The sequence below is a fragment of the Sodalis-like endosymbiont of Proechinophthirus fluctus genome, assembly GCF_001602625.1.
Lineage (GTDB): Bacteria > Pseudomonadota > Gammaproteobacteria > Enterobacterales > Enterobacteriaceae.
Map to the genome: position 1 here is coordinate 36,124 of NZ_LECR01000040.1, position 17,257 is coordinate 53,380.

Sequence of the window (17,257 nt, forward strand, 5' to 3'; positions counted from 1 at the left end):
GCGCTTCACAACGTCGCTATCGGCCTGGGAGCTGTCGAGTTCGGCGACCTTGACCGCCAGCCGGCGTGGCGCGGCAAACCAACTCATTTCGCCGTGGCGAACTCTGGCCACATCAAGTTCGCCGCTAATTTGGTCGGCGAATGCCTCAGCCAAAGCGCGCAGCGACTTTGGCGGCAGCTCTTCCGTGCCGATTTCCACCAGAAAAGTGTGTTGCGTCATGACTGTCTCTTATTTCTCATTCTTTTTGCACATCGGGAAACCCAGCGCTTCGCGTGAAGCGTAGTAGGCTTCTGCTACAGCTTTGGTCAAGGTACGGATCCGCAGAATATAGCGCTGGCGCTCAGTAACCGAAATTGCCTTGCGGGCATCCAGTAAATTGAAGCTGTACGCCGCCCTAAGAATGCTCTCATAGGCCGGCAGCGGCAGCGGTTTTTCCAAGGCCAGCAGGGTTTGCGCTTCTTTTTCATACTGTTCAAAACAGGTGAACAGAAAATCCACGTCGGCATATTCAAAATTGTAGGTCGATTGCTCGACTTCGCTTTGATGAAATACGTCACCATAGGTAGTACAGCCCAGTGGGCCATCGCTCCAGACCAGATCATAGACGCTGTCGACGCCCTGCAGATACATCGCTAAACGCTCAAGCCCATAGGTAATTTCCCCTGTGACCGGCCGGCATTCTAGCCCGCCCACCTGCTGAAAATAGGTGAATTGCGTCACTTCCATGCCGTTCAGCCAGATTTCCCAACCCAGTCCCCAGGCTCCTAATGTCTTGTTTTCCCAGTTATCTTCCACGAAACGGATATCGTGAATAGTAGGATCCAGGCCAACTTCTCTCAGCGAACCGAGATATAATTCCTGGATATTCTCCGGTGAAGGTTTGATGATAACCTGAAACTGGTAATAATGCTGCAGCCGGTTGGGGTTTTCACCGTAGCGGCCATCGGTAGGACGGCGCGAAGGTTGTACGTAGGCGGCGGCGATGGGCTCCGGACCAAGCGCTCGCAGGCAAGTCATGGGATGAGAGGTCCCCGCGCCGACCTCCATATCCAGAGGTTGGACGATGGTGCAACCCTGACGCGCCCAGTAATTCTGGAGCGTCAGGATCAGGCCCTGAAAGGTATTAGAATCAAACTGTTGCACGTTAAATTCGCACGCGTTACAAGTGGATGTAATGAGAAAGTACCAGTATAACCTCTGACGCTCAGATATACAGCTCGGATCCGGCAACAACTGCGAATACACGCTGCAGATTCAACCAGAAAGTCAGCGTCGCGCCTATTCGCCGAACGGCAGGAGGGTCTATGCAACCGTATTCGCACCGGAACATTACCCGCATCAACATCCGCCGGCAAGATGAATCGACACTAATTGCGGCACTGGAAAACCGCGTCTCATATGCGCTGGATCCGATGTGTTCGAGCAAGAGCTGCTGTCGGCTACATCGCCGCTGATGCGCCTGCCCACAATATCATGTCTCTGACGCGTATTAGTTTCGCCAATCATGAGACTCGCTACAATATAGCCGCCGAGGTGAATAATCTCATCATCTCCCTTGCCGGATGGGTGGAAAAATTGCGTTAATCCGGAGATTATCCTCGGCCGTTTGAGACCGCTGGATACCGACAAGGCTAGGCGGCGCCGGCAGGTTGAGAAATCGCCGGGCCGGTTTACCAACCGTGGCGACCGTGGCATTTTTCTACCATCCGGCGTAAATCGATGACACTGAGGTTTTAAGCTATCGGTGCTATGATCACTGCTTATGCTATTCGCGCAATAAAGGAACTGGACAGTAATGAAAGGAAAGAAGAATGAGCGTAAGTGAGACACAGCTGAAAGCGACCTCTTACCTGTTGATGTTTCTTTTTATCACCTTGATCATCCCGCTGCACTTGTTTCCCTGCTTTATCGCCGGATTTCTGGCGCATGAGGTGATCATTTCTCTGACGCCGTGGTTTGAACGCTTGGTCGGAATCGGCCGCGCCCGATGGGTAGTGGTGACGCTGATTGCCGCGTTCGTGGTTATTGCCATGACGCTGGGTATCGTGAGCCTGGTAAGCTTCTTGACCTCGGACATTCAGCGCGGTATCGACATTACCGCCGAAACCAACCGCATCTTTTCCGATGTGAAGAACCGCATCCCCGATTATTTCCCCTCATTTCTGCCCGAAAGCGCGGAAGAACTAAAAGATCAGCTCTTCGCCCTAGTCGAGTCTAATTTGATCATTATCCGCAATATGGGCCGCTCTTTCTTGCATGGACTGATTACTATTTTTATCGGCCTCATAATTGGCGCAGTGATTTCTCTCAATAAACCGTCCGGCCGTAATACCTACTTTACGCAGCAGCTAATGGAACGCCTGCATTATCTTTCTCAGGCGTTTCGCAATATCGTTTTCGCCCAAATCAAAGTATCGCTGGTCAATACCCTGCTGACATCGATGATGATTCTGGTACTGTTCCCGTTGTTCGGCGTACATCTGCCGCTGGGCAAGACGCTGATTGTGGCAACTTTTATCTTTGGCCTATTGCCGATTATCGGTAATCTTATTTCCAATTTCATGATTATCATCTCTGCTCTCTCTATCTCCTTGAGCGTGGGCGGCGTAATGGTGCTGTACCTCATTTTGATTCATAAGCTGGAATATTTCCTCAATGCCGAGATCGTCGGTAGCCGTATTAATGCCAAATCTTGGGAACTGCTGCTAGCCATGCTTATCTTCGAGGCGGCGTTTGGTCTGGAAGGATTGGTGGCAGCGCCGATTTATTACGCCTATCTGAAAACTGAATTACGGGTGCGGGAACTTATCTGAGTGCTGACGACCCGGGTGATGCTTGGCCGCCCAGGTAGCAATCCTGCGTCGTTTCCCCGCGATGGAGCAGAGTACCTTAACACCTTGCAGCGTGAGATGTTTTCGGCGACAGCTCAATAGAGCGAGGTATTGTGTAATTATGACAGTACGCAGGGTCAATATGCCCTTCTAACCTCACTAGCCGCCTTGTTGTACAATGAATTCTGCTGGCCTATCACGGCGGCCCCCGCCCCCCAGAGTGTCTTTTTCTATTTGTTTAATTTCTTTCGGTGAAGACGGTACTCTGTGTCGGGTCTTGTTTCCACTAGCGCCGGATTATCTCGGCTATAGCGATACAGGACTTGAGGAAAATAAGTTCGTCGCGAATAAACCGACCCTCTCTCTAGCTCCCTGAAGGCCCAGTTTAAATACCACGTAGATTTTGAGCATCTGAAGGCGGGAGAAGATATTGGTCTTATCTGCATCTCACAACCGACCAATCCGACCGGTAATGCTCATCGTCGGGGTGATCTGCTGCGCCTGTTCGAAGACGTTATTCGGCCGTTTTATCGCCGCCGCGTTGATGAGGTTATTGCCTTTATACGTCGCTGGCTCATCCATAAGCCGGAAGGCGTAATATATCTCTGGCTGCAGTTCCTATCTGCACCGACGCGCTCTACCAGCGTCTGAAGCAACAGCAGCGTGCTAATAGTGCCTGGCACTACTTTTTCCCGGGGCCAAATCAAGAGTGGCATCACAGCTGTCAATGCCTGCATATGAATTATATGCAGGCCGGAAGCGGAAAAAATCGAGCGCGGCATTGCCATTCTAGCGGAGGAGGTGGCAAGCGTGCTGCGCCCATCGCGAGACGGTGGAGTAAAGCGCTATTAAAAAAGCCCGTCAGGCAAACAACGGGCTTGTAGTGACACGACCGGCAAAGGCCCGGCTAGATGCCGCTTTTCATTTGTTGTGACTGGCCACTATTGATTATTGCGTCGCAATGGTAATTGTGGTGGGGACCACGTAAACGGAGCGCCGTTAGCGCAATAGCCCGGTCCGTTCTGGCTTATTTATCATCCATGGTGCAGTCCTGAAGTGCCGGTCGCTGGGCCGAGGTCCCAATGGCAACACGTCGCGGCTGAAGGGATTCGGGAATATGCCGCTCCAAATCGATGTTAAGCAGACCGTGGGTGAAATCAGCTTGGGTAACCGTCATATGCTCCGCTAGCGTGAAGCTGAGGGAGAATTCTTTGCAGACCAGTCCCTGATGCAAATAGTGTATCTCTTTCTCCGCTAGCGTGGGTTTACCTTTGATGGTCAGGCGCGGTCCTTCCAGATCAATCGACAATTCCTGCTGGGTAAAACCGGATAGCGCCAGCGTAATGCGATAATGGTTATCATCGCCTTTCTCAATATTGTACGGGGGATAACTCATCCCCTGAAAATCGTCTTGTATATTGCTGGCCAATTTATCAAATCCGATCCACTGACGAAATAATGGGGAGAGATCATAGTTACGCATATTATTAACTCCTTCTATAAAGAGAGATAATTCACTCAACCCGCTAATCGGGTTGAGTTAGCCTCCTATCCGGGCAGACGCATGAGTTTGTGGCCAAGAGGCGTTATTTTATTTCAATACGACGTGGCTTTAAGGTTTCCGGCACTACACGTTCCAAATCAATAAAAAGCAGGCCGTTCGCCAATTGGGCGCCTTTTATTTGTATATGTTCAGCTAGTTGAAATTTACGCTCGAAATTGCGCTCGGTAATACCCTGGTATAAATAGTTGCGTTCGCTTTGATCGTTAGTGTGAGCACCTTTAACCGTCAGAAGGTTGTCATGGGCGGTAATCTCCAACTCGCTTTCGGCAAAGCCGGCGGCCGCAATGGCGATGCGGTACTGATTTTCGCTGACCAATTCAACATTATAAGGGGGATGACTACCGTTGCCCTGATTCTGGCCTGCTTCCAGTAGATTAACCAGGCGGTCGAAACCGATGGCGGAACGGTACAGCGGTGAAAAATCGAAATTACGCATATCTTAAATCCTCCAAAATTTATCGAGGGTACAATAACCTTCCTATTGAACAGGTCATTAACCGGAATACCCATACGGCGTATCCATTTCTGGTCACGTAAACTAAATTGGATCGCCGACAAGTTTTTCAAGAGGTAATAAGAAAAAATATTAGAGTTGCCGTAAAATTTACGCTGAGTTTATTTAATCTATATTATACTAATTTTTACAGCTTGCGTCATCAGGGTGGTTCAAGCACAGTTTCATTAGATCCTAAGATCAGGTTGTTTTGCGAGTGTAAGACCAACGGATGCGGAAAGGTTACGTTAAGAAAGGTCTTATGTCGTAACAGCAAGATGTATCGCGCTGGGCGCTACCGGCTGCTCCAGCATCATGACACATACCCGCCTCTATAGGGGCATTATCCCGGTGACCGCGCCAATATGCAGGTCTTACGCGACAAAGATAGTAACTGGTGCATCCGGCAATGTGGCAGTCATTGATTTACCCTTCTCCGCGGTATTTAACACGGTTTTATTACCCTGTGACTACTCCCGTCGCGATAACAATACCGATGAGGAATCTCCTCGTTCACGCATGTTGCACAGCCACTAGCATGAGCGCGTAAACACGCCCAGTGGCAACTAAGCCGACTCACACCGGTGCCGATACTGATGGCGGTCGAGCTCTAGGACTGCACTAATAATCCTGAATTGCCTCCGCTGTTAACTTAAACTACCCGAAACTTCTAGGTCTCATTGAAATCATCGACCAGCATGGCATACCCTGCTGCTGTGCTTTTGCCAGCGCTGCTGTTGTATTGAGGGTTTCCGTCCTGTCCACGCTGGTGCCGTAAACGAAAAACGGCGTGGCCAGATTCCTTTTCCTTCCCTATCACCGATGACGACACCATCTCGCCGGCATCGAGAGCGGCTTTTATTTTATGCCGGAATCAATACCGACGACTCCGGCCTTCAGACTATCCTCACCACACCAGCAACAGATAGCAGAGTCCGCCCCAAGAGCGCCACTATGGTGACATAAATCAGCGCCGGCGAAAAAACGTAATCCGACGCCATGTAAACCACTACTAACGGTACGGTGATGCCGCCCAAACCCAAAAAATCAAAGATACCCGCCGGTCAGGATAACCAGCCGTAACGGCGCCAATGACGGGGCCATCGACCGGGTGATGGAGGCGAAGCCTTTGCCGAAAAAGGCCAGCATCATCAACGTCATTACCCAGACAGGATCGTTGGCACAGCCTGTATCAACTGGCACAGGCTGTGCCATATTCCATGTTGGATAGCAACAGTCCGCAGATAATCGGCGTTTTACGGGCAAAACCCAATGATCTGCCGGCGTGCTCCCATCCGAATCGGCAAAGCAACCTGACAAAATAGCACCGAAAAAAGTAGCCAGGAACGGCACAGTGGTCATGAAACTTGCCGTTATGGTGGCGATATGCTTTTCCTAGGTCGAATAATTTCGGAACTATGTCAGAAAAAACTACAACGTAGAGGTAGCGGCGAACTGCCCTAAATACACGCTAGTCAGCCTACGATCAGATTAAGATTGAACACCAATTTCTAAATCAGTGCGGGTCCGGCGGTCATGGGGCCACCCGATTCTTTTTCTCCACAGGCGTGGCGGCACCATCCACCAGACCGACGGCGGTTTTGATATACTCCAACACGGCAGTATTAATCCCGCGGCTTTCACGCGGCGATTGATAGGCTACGAACTATACGAACTAGATGAGCGCCTACACAGTGCCCGCCCGCCGGTAATAACAAAAACTCAGTGCCAGCTTAGCGCTTCCTGTGCTCAAATCAACGATGGCGCTAGGAATATGCTAGACTAAAAATTGGCCACGGGCGAACAGAAAACGCTCGCCGGAGCACGGCCGGTTCGAGGAACTAGCTTGTTACCATCCGGTCATTGACCGACTGCCAGCGCTTCAAACAGACTATCAAGCGCACATACCAACCAAGATGCCGAGCCGGTGGCGAAACCCTAGTCAACTGTCAAGTCTGTCCTTACGAGTCGTACTGTAGCACTAGTAACATTTATTATAATACGATGTAGATCACACTTTAGACAACCCTCACCTGGCAGCATTCCCTATTTTGCCGATGGCGGGAGCGCGCCTGCGCCGACAAGGATGCTTAGGCAACGAACCATTGCAGAACATTAGTGCTAAAAAACCGTTTTCACTTTCCAAAGCTATTCTAAGTCAGACGATATTCTTTGAAGGAGAAATTGCTGGCTCTCCCAATGCTTATTCTATAAGTATGACGATACCGCCCAATGACGCTTTTTTTGATTTCACCCACCTCGCGCTAGGTTCCGGATACAATCCCCCTTTTTTACATAAAAATGCTCTGCTCTTGACACCGCAGTTTTATTGTGATCGGAAACCGACACAGTGGCGTTAAAAGCATGATCTATACCCTAACCTAGGGTAAACGGATGGCGATAAATAGATTATGACGGGCGCATAACGCAGTATAAATAATTATAAGAATTGTCCAATACCCGGATTTAGAGAATATTGTTGTTGCGAGTTTTTCATCAAAATGCATTAAATTTTAATAATAAATTAATTAAGATAGAATAAATAATAATATTAAAAATAGATAATTATTTAATTTTTACCTAAATTTATGTTAAAAAACAAATTTTTTATATTTTTTTGCGAAAAAAGAGGATAATATATGAAATTATTTTTTAGAAACCGGTAACTCCACTATTACACCATACACCAGGAGAATCCCGTGTCACATACCATTTGCTGGATACAACCCCATGTTGTACACATGCACTTTTCCCATGCTGATAGCCTTCAAAGCTAGGCGGTAAAAAGAGAGCTATTTCATGATAAATTTAACAATTATTCTATATATCTCATTAATCAACTTAGTAAATTATCAAGAAAATACGGTGATCTATTTCGATTAAAAACGGGGATAAATACCCTGCAGCAACTGAAGGCGGGGGAGCTTATTAGCTCTTCGCGCACGATGTCCTAAATAAATTTGAATTACTCCATATTTTTCAAAAAAATTGATTAATCGGAACACATGACTGTGTCGAATCACTGAAGAGAAAGAAAAAAGAATCGGCTAAAGCAAGCAATCTTTGAGTTGTGTGATAACCTGACAGAGGAAATACGAAAAGAAACGCTTACAGACAGAGAAACTTTAACACCTTAAATCTTATGATATAAGAAAGTAAAACAAGAACCAAATATTGAGTAATAAAATAATATTTACCTGAAAAAAGATGAGACACAACTTACTTATTCTGAATTTTTTACGTCAATTTCTCTGCTACTATCGCTTCCATAAAAGAGAATTATGTCGATTTTTACTCCTCTCCCATGTTGTGCAGTATGCTGATTTTTATCAATCCCATACTGAACTATAGTCCAAAGCGGAAGATACAGTCAAAGAAAGAAATGGCGGAAATTATATAAAGTGGGAAGAAAGAGTCATGAGTGATGCTTTTAAAGAGTTTAGGAAAAAATTGACAGTTTGAATAATAATCTTGGCTCGGTACCACAATGGAATCAGTTAAGGGAAATGAAGCGCTAGCATATGGCGTATACGTTAAGGCCCACTTTTTCTGTCGATATGTCGACTGGCGAAATTGCCTTTAATCAGCACACTCTCGACAACTGTCCCACGAGTCCTTAAAGGCGCCAACGGTAGCAATAAAAGTGATGTGGGTATGGGCAAGTGTTACAATGCCTGGCTGGCAGCGTTTAACTCCATGGGCAATATCTTTCAAACTAATATACAATCATTTTCATAAAGATACACCCATACGAAAAAATACACCAAGATAAATAGTACCTTTGATAACCTGAATATAGTTCTCAGCAGCCTCATTACTTGCTTTACTGGAATGCGCCAAGGCGTTCCTGAGTAACTAATCAAGAGCGGGATGCAAGAGAATGGAAACCTAGACTACTGGCATCGTGATGACCTACCCATAGGGCGGCCCCATATTACCCCGCATCGCAGCTGTCGTTATAGCCGGTAGCGCAATGGACTATAGCGTAGAGGCTTTATCATCCATCGAAAAGGTATTAGACCTAACTCAATTTACCAGGGCGTAATCATCAAACTGTATCAATACCTGTGCACAAGCATAACAAATGGGACTCGTACACCATGACGGCGAAATCGCCGCCAGCGCTTGATGAGCCGCAGCGCTAAACTACCGCGGCCACCCGCCAGCAAACCCACTACCCTATCAATGACCGGTTACGTTTTTTCAAGCGGCAACAAACAAGCTGGCCTGTTCGACGGTACGGTTCACCGGCTGACCCACCCGGTAAAGATCGCTGCCGATCCCAGCGTCCATGGCAACCGACCTTGAGATAATCCGGCAAATTCTCCGGAAAAATCCTGCTAATGGCGAATACCAGTATCTCCCCCCCGGCGGCAGCACTGCTTTCAGCGCATACGCGCYAAAGTAGATGGCGGTAAACGCCTCGGTCGCAGTGGCGCAACCTGGTAAACCTGAAGCCCATAGCCTAACGCGCGTCGAATCCACCTCGGCTTGATATTTGGTGTCACTATTAACGTCGCGCCTGTGGCCTGCAGTGCCACACTTGGGAAACATTCAGCACCGTCCCGATGTCAATCAAGGCCATATCGCCAAAAGCTAAGATAGATTTAGCAATGCTTTGTTCCCAATTTGGCGAATTTGTGGAAATGTCCACCGCCTCAAAGCCGTCGTCAAGCAGCACTTGCACATGGACCAAGACCTCATTGGGAGTGACGCTGCGCAGGATAGCGTAAGCGGTAATTTCTTATTACAAATGATTAAGTATACACCTTATACGGGCCTAGAAACAGTCATCGCCGTCCAGCAAGTGGTGGTCTGACTCTTCATGATCCGAGTCTGTTGATAATGAGCGACCAGTGAAGGATTACCGATGACAGCCACAGTTTCACCTGCCTGTAGGCGTCAATTGCGCTGCACCTGCGCTACTTCATTACCTATGAGGAGATTGGATAACCATCGCTTACGGCACTGCGGTCAAGTTTGCCCAGCATGTGGAAGGTACGGGTTTCAAACAAACAGCACAATGTGTTGCTTTTGGCAAATCCTTGCCCCATGCCCTGTCAGAACACCGCCCGCCGGGCCGCTGCTCGATCAGGCAGGCCCACTCCTACCAGAGACTGCGTCATCAGCAAATGGTGTGCAGCTCGCTGATCTGACGGTACGAAGATCGTCAACCATGCCATCGCGATTGCGTACCCATTTACAGGGGTACCAGGTCTGTGATACAGGCTAACAGGCTGGGTACGATAGGTGCCCAGCAATCGAGTTTCCTCGCCACGCGTCACGTTGCATTTATTATCGCCCAGGACACTGACTACCGGGAATAATACGGATGTCCCAGGACGCAGTATCGTTAACACGCACCAGTTTACCGGCAATATCAGTCAGGCTGATGAGGTAAGACAGATAAAGCACCGGCACCCAGCGTTGCTACCTACCATACAAGCCATGATCACTAGTATGTTATGCTGTGCCCACCAAACATCGTATTACATCTGCCTCTGAACCCGTACTTGAAGCCATTCGCCGTGCAAATAAAGTCATACGCGTAGGTTAGTTCGACCCCGAATCTATGGCGATATAGCTATTGCTCATGTTATATCTTTCAATCGTTATATTGAGCTGGCGATCATTGTCAACGCGGCCTGCCCCACCGCCTCGCTATCCTGATGGCAGATAGTATCATACAAATTCTGATGTTCCTGCAGCGTGCGGTGACGAACGGGCCGCGATAACGAATGATCTCGATGAGTCGCTTAGCCGTCAGCAAACGCAACACCTCGCGAATGATATTGAGCGACGCACTAAATTCCTCGTATAATTCCACTTCAGGGGGTAACCAACCCCCGCTGCCCGGAATATACTTGCCGCTGATGATTTGCTAGCCCATTCCATGGATAATACTCTCGGTTTTGCTAAGAGAGTGCTTAATCATCCTTGCTCTAAAGTCCTGAGGAAATAAGTATGATTCTGTCAGTTCCTGAGTGTCTACACAAGAATGGGTGTTGATAGCGCAAACTGACCAAATATTTACCAAAATTATTATTTATTATAATACAATGTGTATAACACTTTAATAAATTCACCCGCGAAATGGCAGCCTTGGTTCAGGCCCATTTCGAATTAAGGTCCGATTGACGTGTCCAGAATAAATTTACGGAATGGCCGCCAGTACCACCTTATCTTCCAGATTAGTCTGAGTGACGAATTGACTGGGCAGCTTTGATTTCATCTATAGCATTACCCACAGAATATATTGGGGTCGTCTATCATCATGATTTTCTGGAAGCGTAGTGAGGCGTCTATTTTCGCAACAGTGCGAAACTTGAAAGGCATGCCGATTAATAAGGCCTCGCTTCATAAACCGTATAGCGGCTAATATCGCAATTTGCGGTGTAAAGCGTATCGAAATCCAGCGCGTGGAAATTGACCTCAAGCTGCTGGAATAAATCCTCTAGGTAGCGATAATCGTTAGTATCAAACACCGTTTGTAAAATACATGACCCGTCGACCGTCCGCTGTACCAGCATGTCGTTATTGGTAATACAGAAATTTCCCTCTGCTTGTAAATCCAGCTCCGTGAAATACCGTTCTATACCGATATAGGGCCTGCCGGTCGCCAGTGCAACGTAAACGCCCTTGCCGCGCACCGCGTTGCACGTCGATAGCGTCCTTTACCACCGGGGTAATATCGTGTTTATGATTTAATAGCGTCCCGTCCATATCAATTGCAATCAATTTTATTGCCATCGAATCCTCTTCGATTGCGCCACAAGTATAAATCTGATGCCTGCCGCTTTGTTTCTAACTGCCTTAGGGCAGCAATCACTTTAACCTATATAACCGGACAACGCTATCAACCGTTGTCGTGCCGGCGCTGTTTGAGACCCGATACCGCCATAGCATCCGCCAGGGAGATATTCTAGACAATGATAAAAGGGAGGCAGTTTTATTAAGAGATGCGCCGGCAAGCTCGGTAAAACAGGGTGCCATTCTGGCCAAAACCGACAAAATAACCTGCCCGCCGTAGTGGCCAAAAACGCCCTTCGTCAGTAAATGCAGGGCAAAAAATCCGGGAAGTGAGCCCCCGGGATGTTGGATAGGTCTGTATCAGCTATCAAATATCGATATTCGCCGCCTTTAGCGCGTTCTCTTCAATAAACGCGCGCCGTGGCTCGACCGCATCCCCCATTAGCGTAGTAAAGAGCTGATCGGCGGCGATGGCATCTTTCACCGTGACGCGCAACATGCGCCGGCTATCCGGGTCCATGGTGGTTTCCCATAGCTGTTCAGGGTTCATCTCGCCCAGACCTTTATAGCGCTGCACTGCCAGGCCGCGGCACGATTCTTTCACCAACCATTCCAGCGCCTGTTCAAAATTAGTAACAGGCTGGCGACGTTCACCACGCTCAATATAGCCATCCGCCTTGATAAGATCGCTGAGCTTTACGCCGAGCGTCGCCAGTTTGCGATACTCACCGCCGTGGATAAAATCGTAATCCAGCAGATAATCGGTATCAACGCCATGCGTCCGTACGCGCAGCAGCGGTTCGAACAGCTGGTGCTCACGATTTTCCTGCACTTTGAAGCTATAGCTACTGCCGTGCTTCTCGTTATCGTTCAGCACTTGCACCAGCGACGCGATCCAGCTCGCGACCTGCTCCTGTTGATAAAGCTGCGCTTCAGTCAATATAGGGTGATAAATCAGGTGGTTAAGCAGAGCACGTGGGAAACGCCGCTCCATGCGGCCAATCATCTTTTGCACGGCATAATGCTCGGCAACCAGATTCTCCAGCGGCTCGCCGGCCAGCGCCGGGGCATGGGAGTTGGCGTACAGCGTGGCACCATCCATCGCCAGCGCTATCTGATACTGATCCATCGCCTCGTCGTCTTTAATATATTGCTCCTGCTTGCCCTTCTTGACTTTATAAAGTGGCGGTTGGGCGATAAACACATGGCCGCGCTCGATAATTTCCGGCATCTGACGATAAAAGAAGGTTAACAACAGGGTGCGGATATGCGAGCCATCGACGTCAGCATCGGTCATGATAATGATACTGTGGTAGCGCAGCTTATCCGGATCATATTCATCGCGGCCGATGCCGCAGCCGAGAGCAGTTATCAGAGTGGCGACTTCCTGGGAAGAGAGCATTTTGTCAAAACGGGCTTTTTCAACGTTAAGGATCTTCCCTTTCAGCGGTAGTATCGCTTGATTTTTGCGGTTACGACCCTGTTTGGCCGAACCGCCGGCGGAATCACCCTCCACCAGGTACAGTTCAGACAGTGCTGGATCGCGTTCCTGGCAGTCCGCCAGCTTACCGGGCAAACCAGCTAGATCCAGCGCCCCTTTACGGCGGGTCATCTCGCGCGCTTTACGGGCGGCCTCACGGGCGCGGGCGGCATCGATAATTTTACCCACCACGATTTTAGCGTCGTTAGGATTTTCCAGCAAATATTCCACCAACCGTTCGTTCATCAGCGACTCCACTGCGGACTTCACCTCCGAGGAAACTAGCTTGTCCTTGGTTTGGGAAGAGAACTTCGGATCCGGCACCTTGACCGAAACGACGGCGATAAGACCTTCACGAGCATCGTCGCCGGTGGCGCTGATTTTGGCCTTCTTACTGTAGCCTTCTTTATCCATGTAGGAATTCAGCGTACGGGTCATGGCAGCACGGAAACCGGCCAGATGGGTACCGCCGTCTCGCTGGGGAATATTGTTGGTGAAGCAGTATATATTTTCCTGAAATCCATCATTCCATTGCAGCGCGATTTCTACACCGATACTGTCCTTCTCAGTGGAAAAATAGAACACGTTCGGGTGGATATGGGTTTTGTTCTTGTTCAGGTATTCTACGAAAGCCTTAATTCCGCCTTCATAATGGAAGTGATCTTCCTTGTCGTTGCGCTTATCCTGCAAACGGATAGACACCCCAGAGTTGAGAAAGGACAACTCACGCAGCCTCTTGGCCAGAATTTCGTATTGGAATTCGGTATTATTGGTGAAAGTGGCAAAGCTCGGCCAGAACCGCACGGTGGTGCCGGTCTGATCGGTTTCACCCACCACTTCCAGCGGCGATAGCGGCATGCCGCCATGATAGGTCTGCTGATGCACTTTACCTTCGCGTTTTATCATCAGCTCGAGTTTTTCCGACAGGGCGTTCACCACCGATACACCGACGCCGTGCAGGCCGCCTGAAACCTTATAGGAGTTGTCGTCGAACTTCCCGCCCGCATGCAGCACGGTCATGATGACTTCGGCGGCGGATACGCCTTCCTCTTCGTGAATGCCGGTCGGAATACCGCGACCATCATCCTGGACGGAAACCGAATTGTCCTCGTGGATCATAACCACGATTTCTTTACAGTGACCAGCAAGGGCTTCGTCGATAGCGTTGTCCACAACCTCAAATACCATATGATGCAGACCAGTACCATCATCAGTATCGCCTATATACATACCCGGGCGCTTACGCACCGCATCCAATCCTTTGAGTACTTTGATACTTGAGGAGTCATAAGAATTCGACATCAACGTTTCCTGCTCATTTTAAACTTAGTATTGGAGATCAATTTTACCCTGTTCCACCTTGAACATCTTGCCATTTTCATTAGTAATATCACGGAGTTGATCCGTGCTGACCGCACTGACGAAAACCTGGGCTTGAGTAGCTTTTAGACGCTCAGCCAATAAGCGGCGGCATCCGGTGTCAAGTTCGGACGCGAAGTCATCAATAAGATACAGACAACGCCGGCCGTTTCGGTGGGTAAGGAATTCGCCCTGCGCTAAACGCAGAGCGCACATTAATAATTTCAGCTGACCACGCGACAGAATATCCTCCACCGGTACGCCTTCGGCGCGGATACGGAAATCTGCTTTATGCGGACCCGATGCGGTGTAGGTCAGCGAGCGATCGCGCTCGAACTGGCGTTCAAGCAGCTCGCCAAAATCGCTCTCTTTGTCCCAGCCGCACTGGAAGCTGAAGTCGAGGCGAAACTCCGGCAAAAATTGCGCACAGGTGGCGGTAATATCCTTCGCGATAGCCTCGCTGTAGTCGGTGCGCCATTCACTAATACGATTCGCCAGCGGTATTAGCTCCTGATCCCATGCGCGCAGCTGCTGATAACGACTGACCTGACGCAGGGCGGCATTGCGCTGTTTCATCAACCGGCGTAGGTTGCTCCAGGCGGTAAAAAAACCTGGTTCATTATGGAAGCAGCCCCAGTCCATAAATGCACGCCGGTATTTGGGGCCGCCGTTGAGCAGCGTAAATCCCTCTGGCGTAATTAGCTGCATCGGTAAGAGTTGGGCCAGTTCCGCCACTTTATGGCCGTCGCTGCCATCAATACGCACCGTGCTGTCACCCAATCGATTGCGCGACAACCCCACCGAAGTCGTGCGCGCGTCCAGATGTCCGGTATCAATACGCCCATGTAGCAAGAATTCCGGCTGTTCATGGCGAATAACCCGCCCGGATTGCAGACTACGAAACGCGCGGCCGTGGCCAAGCGTGTAAATCGCCTCCAAAACGCTGGTTTTACCACTGCCGTTGGCACCCACTAGGAAGTTGAAATCAGCAGCTAAGGACAAATCGGCAGAGGCGATGTTACGAAAATCACGAATCAACAGACGCGACAGAACCATCAACTCACATAACCTTACCACATTTACTACAAACGCATCGGCATAACGACATAGGCGACCTCCTGGCTGGCACTGTCTTCAATTTGCACGCTGGATACCCCATCGGTCAGAAGCAGCTGTACTTCCTCGCATTTCAGGGCGTTCAGCACGTCAAGCAAATAGCTGACGTTGAAACCGATTTCCATCTCGCTGCCCTGATAGACGACGTCGATTATCTCTTCTGCTTCTTCCTGTTCAGGATTATTGGCGGTAATTTTTAGCTGGTTGGCGCTGAGATAGAGCCGCACACCGCGAAACTTTTCATTGGAGAGGATCGCCGCCCGGGAGAAGGCTTGTTTAAGCACATCACAGCCAGCCTTCAGGGTTTTATCGGGATTCTTCGGCAACACGCGGCGATAATCAGGGAAACGGCCGCTGACCAGCTTGGACGTAAAGATGTAATCACCGACGCTGGCGCGAATATTGTTGCTGCCAATTTGCAGATTGACGGGGTTTTCGCCGCCGTCTAGCATGCGTACCAACCCCATCACGCCTTTGCGCGGCACAATAACGGAGTAGGATGGTAGAGCCACGCCGACAGACATGGCGCAGACAGCCAGACGGTGCCCGTCTGTAGCCACGGTACGCAGCTCCTCGCCTTCGGTTTCAAATAGCATACCGTTGAGGTAGTAACGCACATCCTGATGGGCTATCGAGAACTGTGTCGATTCGATTAATCGTTTCAAAATTGACTGCGATAGGGTGAATCCCACCTCGCTTTGCCAATCATCCAGATTAGGAAAATCAGAGGCGGGTATTATGGAAAGCGAATAACGGCTACGCCCAGAGCGAATCAGCATCCGTTCACTTTCTAACGTCACGGCGATTTCCGCCCCTTCTGGCAATCCGCGGCAAATGTCAAAAAACTTGCGCGCCGGCACCGTGGTGGAGCCAGGCTCATAAGAGGCGCTTAGCGCAACCCGCGCGACCATTTCCATTTCCAAATCGGTACCGGTCAGAAGCAATCGATCTTCCGTCACCTGCAATAGCAGGTTACCCAGAATCGGTAATGTCTGTCGTCCCCCCAACGGGCTGCTAACCTGCTGCAGGGGCTTAAGCAGATGCTCACGTTCAACGGTAAATTTCATATAGTTATGAGGACAATGTCCTGATTAAGTTAGAGAAATCTTCTTTAATATCGTGGCTCTCTTCACGCAATTGCTCGATCTTCCGACAGGCATGCAGCACCGTAGTATGATCGCGCCCACTGAATGCGTCACCGATTTCTGGCAGGCTATGATTGGTTAATTCTTTCGATAACGCCATCGCCATCTGCCGAGGGCGGGCTACCGAGCGCGAACGCCGCTTGGAGAGCAAATCGGCCACCTTGATTTTATAGTATTCCGCGACGGTTTTCTGGATATTATCAATGGTGACCAGCTTTTCCTGCAGCGCCAGCAGATCCCGTAGCGCTTCGCGTACAAAATCAATAGTAATCGCTCGGCCGGTGAAGTTGGCGTTAGCAATGACGCGATTCAACGCCCCTTCAAGCTCGCGTACGTTGGAACGTAAACGCTTGGCGATAAAAAAAGCTACCTCCCCCGGTAAACAGATCGCGTTCTCATCGGCTTTCTTCATTAATATCGCTACGCGAGTCTCAAGCTCCGGCGGCTCAATCGCCACCGTCAGCCCCCAGCCAAAGCGCGACTTTAACCGGTCTTCGACACCGTTTATCTCTTTGGGAT

At 49.5% G+C, this 17,257-nt stretch carries 15 protein-coding genes and 5 pseudogenes; 5 read left to right on the plus strand and 15 right to left on the minus strand.

Annotation, left to right across the window (positions count from 1 at the left end):
• Both BG74_RS16670 and glyQ read right to left on the minus strand, forming a co-directional pair.
• The coding region (locus BG74_RS16670) for a glycine--tRNA ligase subunit beta (protein WP_244267285.1) at positions 1–219 on the minus strand (219 nt) is incomplete at its 3' end.
• A gap of 9 nt (positions 220–228) precedes the next feature.
• The gene (glyQ, locus tag BG74_RS04540; protein WP_066596904.1) at positions 229–1,143 is read right to left on the minus strand and encodes a glycine--tRNA ligase subunit alpha; all 915 of its coding nucleotides are present in this window, start codon (positions 1,141–1,143) and stop codon (positions 229–231) included.
• 255 nt (positions 1,144–1,398) lie between these two features.
• Between glyQ and BG74_RS04545 the strand changes: the two genes are divergently transcribed.
• The 3 genes and pseudogenes from BG74_RS04545 to BG74_RS16675 all read left to right on the plus strand — a co-directional run.
• The gene (locus BG74_RS04545; RefSeq protein ID WP_066596908.1) at positions 1,399–1,584 is read left to right on the plus strand and encodes a hypothetical protein; all 186 of its coding nucleotides are present in this window, start codon (positions 1,399–1,401) and stop codon (positions 1,582–1,584) included.
• Positions 1,585–1,811: 227 nt separating this feature from the next.
• A complete protein-coding gene (locus tag BG74_RS04550) occupies positions 1,812–2,813 on the plus strand; it encodes an AI-2E family transporter (protein WP_066596909.1) in 1,002 nt (333 codons plus the stop codon).
• A 120-nt stretch (positions 2,814–2,933) separates the two neighbouring features.
• A pseudogene (locus BG74_RS16675) lies at positions 2,934–3,683 on the plus strand (hypothetical protein); the annotation flags it as partial.
• A gap of 175 nt (positions 3,684–3,858) precedes the next feature.
• Here the strand turns inward: BG74_RS16675 and ibpB are convergent.
• Entirely contained in the window at positions 3,859–4,314 is a 456-nt protein-coding gene (ibpB, locus tag BG74_RS04555) for a small heat shock chaperone IbpB (RefSeq protein WP_066596910.1), read from the minus strand.
• A 103-nt stretch (positions 4,315–4,417) separates the two neighbouring features.
• The gene (ibpA, locus tag BG74_RS04560; protein ID WP_066596911.1) at positions 4,418–4,831 is read right to left on the minus strand and encodes a small heat shock chaperone IbpA; all 414 of its coding nucleotides are present in this window, start codon (positions 4,829–4,831) and stop codon (positions 4,418–4,420) included.
• 372 nt (positions 4,832–5,203) lie between these two features.
• On the opposite strand from ibpA, the gene BG74_RS19565 reads away from it, so the two are divergent.
• Entirely contained in the window at positions 5,204–5,425 is a 222-nt protein-coding gene (locus BG74_RS19565; protein WP_369678507.1) for a YceK/YidQ family lipoprotein, read from the plus strand.
• A gap of 359 nt (positions 5,426–5,784) precedes the next feature.
• Here BG74_RS19565 and BG74_RS20495 read toward each other — a convergent pair.
• The 7 genes and pseudogenes from BG74_RS20495 to BG74_RS19570 all read right to left on the minus strand — a co-directional run.
• Positions 5,785–6,067 (minus strand): annotated as a pseudogene (locus BG74_RS20495) (MFS transporter); the annotation flags it as partial.
• Between the two features lie 3,024 nt (positions 6,068–9,091).
• Positions 9,092–9,629: pseudogene (locus tag BG74_RS04570) on the minus strand (beta/alpha barrel domain-containing protein).
• A gap of 319 nt (positions 9,630–9,948) precedes the next feature.
• Positions 9,949–10,149: a hypothetical protein gene (locus BG74_RS16680; protein WP_244267287.1), complete on the minus strand. Its 201-nt coding sequence runs from the start codon at positions 10,147–10,149 to the stop codon at positions 9,949–9,951.
• 34 nt (positions 10,150–10,183) lie between these two features.
• Positions 10,184–10,309, minus strand: coding sequence for a hypothetical protein (locus tag BG74_RS18870; protein WP_256364213.1), 126 nt, complete (start codon positions 10,307–10,309; stop codon positions 10,184–10,186).
• Between the two features lie 286 nt (positions 10,310–10,595).
• Positions 10,596–10,766, minus strand: a pseudogene (locus tag BG74_RS20500) (GntR family transcriptional regulator); the annotation flags it as partial.
• Positions 10,767–11,229: 463 nt separating this feature from the next.
• Positions 11,230–11,538, minus strand: coding sequence for an HAD hydrolase family protein (locus BG74_RS16685; protein WP_066596914.1), 309 nt, complete (start codon positions 11,536–11,538; stop codon positions 11,230–11,232).
• A gap of 19 nt (positions 11,539–11,557) precedes the next feature.
• Positions 11,558–11,638, minus strand: a pseudogene (locus BG74_RS19570) (sugar-phosphatase); the annotation flags it as partial.
• Positions 11,639–11,756: 118 nt separating this feature from the next.
• Here BG74_RS19570 and BG74_RS16690 point away from each other — a divergent pair.
• The gene (locus BG74_RS16690; RefSeq protein WP_244267289.1) at positions 11,757–11,918 is read left to right on the plus strand and encodes a hypothetical protein; all 162 of its coding nucleotides are present in this window, start codon (positions 11,757–11,759) and stop codon (positions 11,916–11,918) included.
• Positions 11,919–12,005: 87 nt separating this feature from the next.
• Here BG74_RS16690 and gyrB read toward each other — a convergent pair whose 3' ends face one another.
• The 4 genes from gyrB to BG74_RS16695 form a co-directional block, all read right to left on the minus strand.
• Positions 12,006–14,420, minus strand: coding sequence for a DNA topoisomerase (ATP-hydrolyzing) subunit B (gene gyrB, locus BG74_RS04580; RefSeq protein WP_066596918.1), 2,415 nt, complete (start codon positions 14,418–14,420; stop codon positions 12,006–12,008).
• A 24-nt stretch (positions 14,421–14,444) separates the two neighbouring features.
• Positions 14,445–15,533: a DNA replication/repair protein RecF gene (recF, locus tag BG74_RS04585; RefSeq protein ID WP_066596919.1), complete on the minus strand. Its 1,089-nt coding sequence runs from the start codon at positions 15,531–15,533 to the stop codon at positions 14,445–14,447.
• Positions 15,534–15,559: 26 nt separating this feature from the next.
• The gene (gene dnaN / locus BG74_RS04590; protein ID WP_066596920.1) at positions 15,560–16,660 is read right to left on the minus strand and encodes a DNA polymerase III subunit beta; all 1,101 of its coding nucleotides are present in this window, start codon (positions 16,658–16,660) and stop codon (positions 15,560–15,562) included.
• A 4-nt stretch (positions 16,661–16,664) separates the two neighbouring features.
• On the minus strand, positions 16,665–17,257 hold a 593-nt coding region (locus tag BG74_RS16695; RefSeq protein ID WP_244267291.1), incomplete at its 5' end, for a chromosomal replication initiator protein DnaA.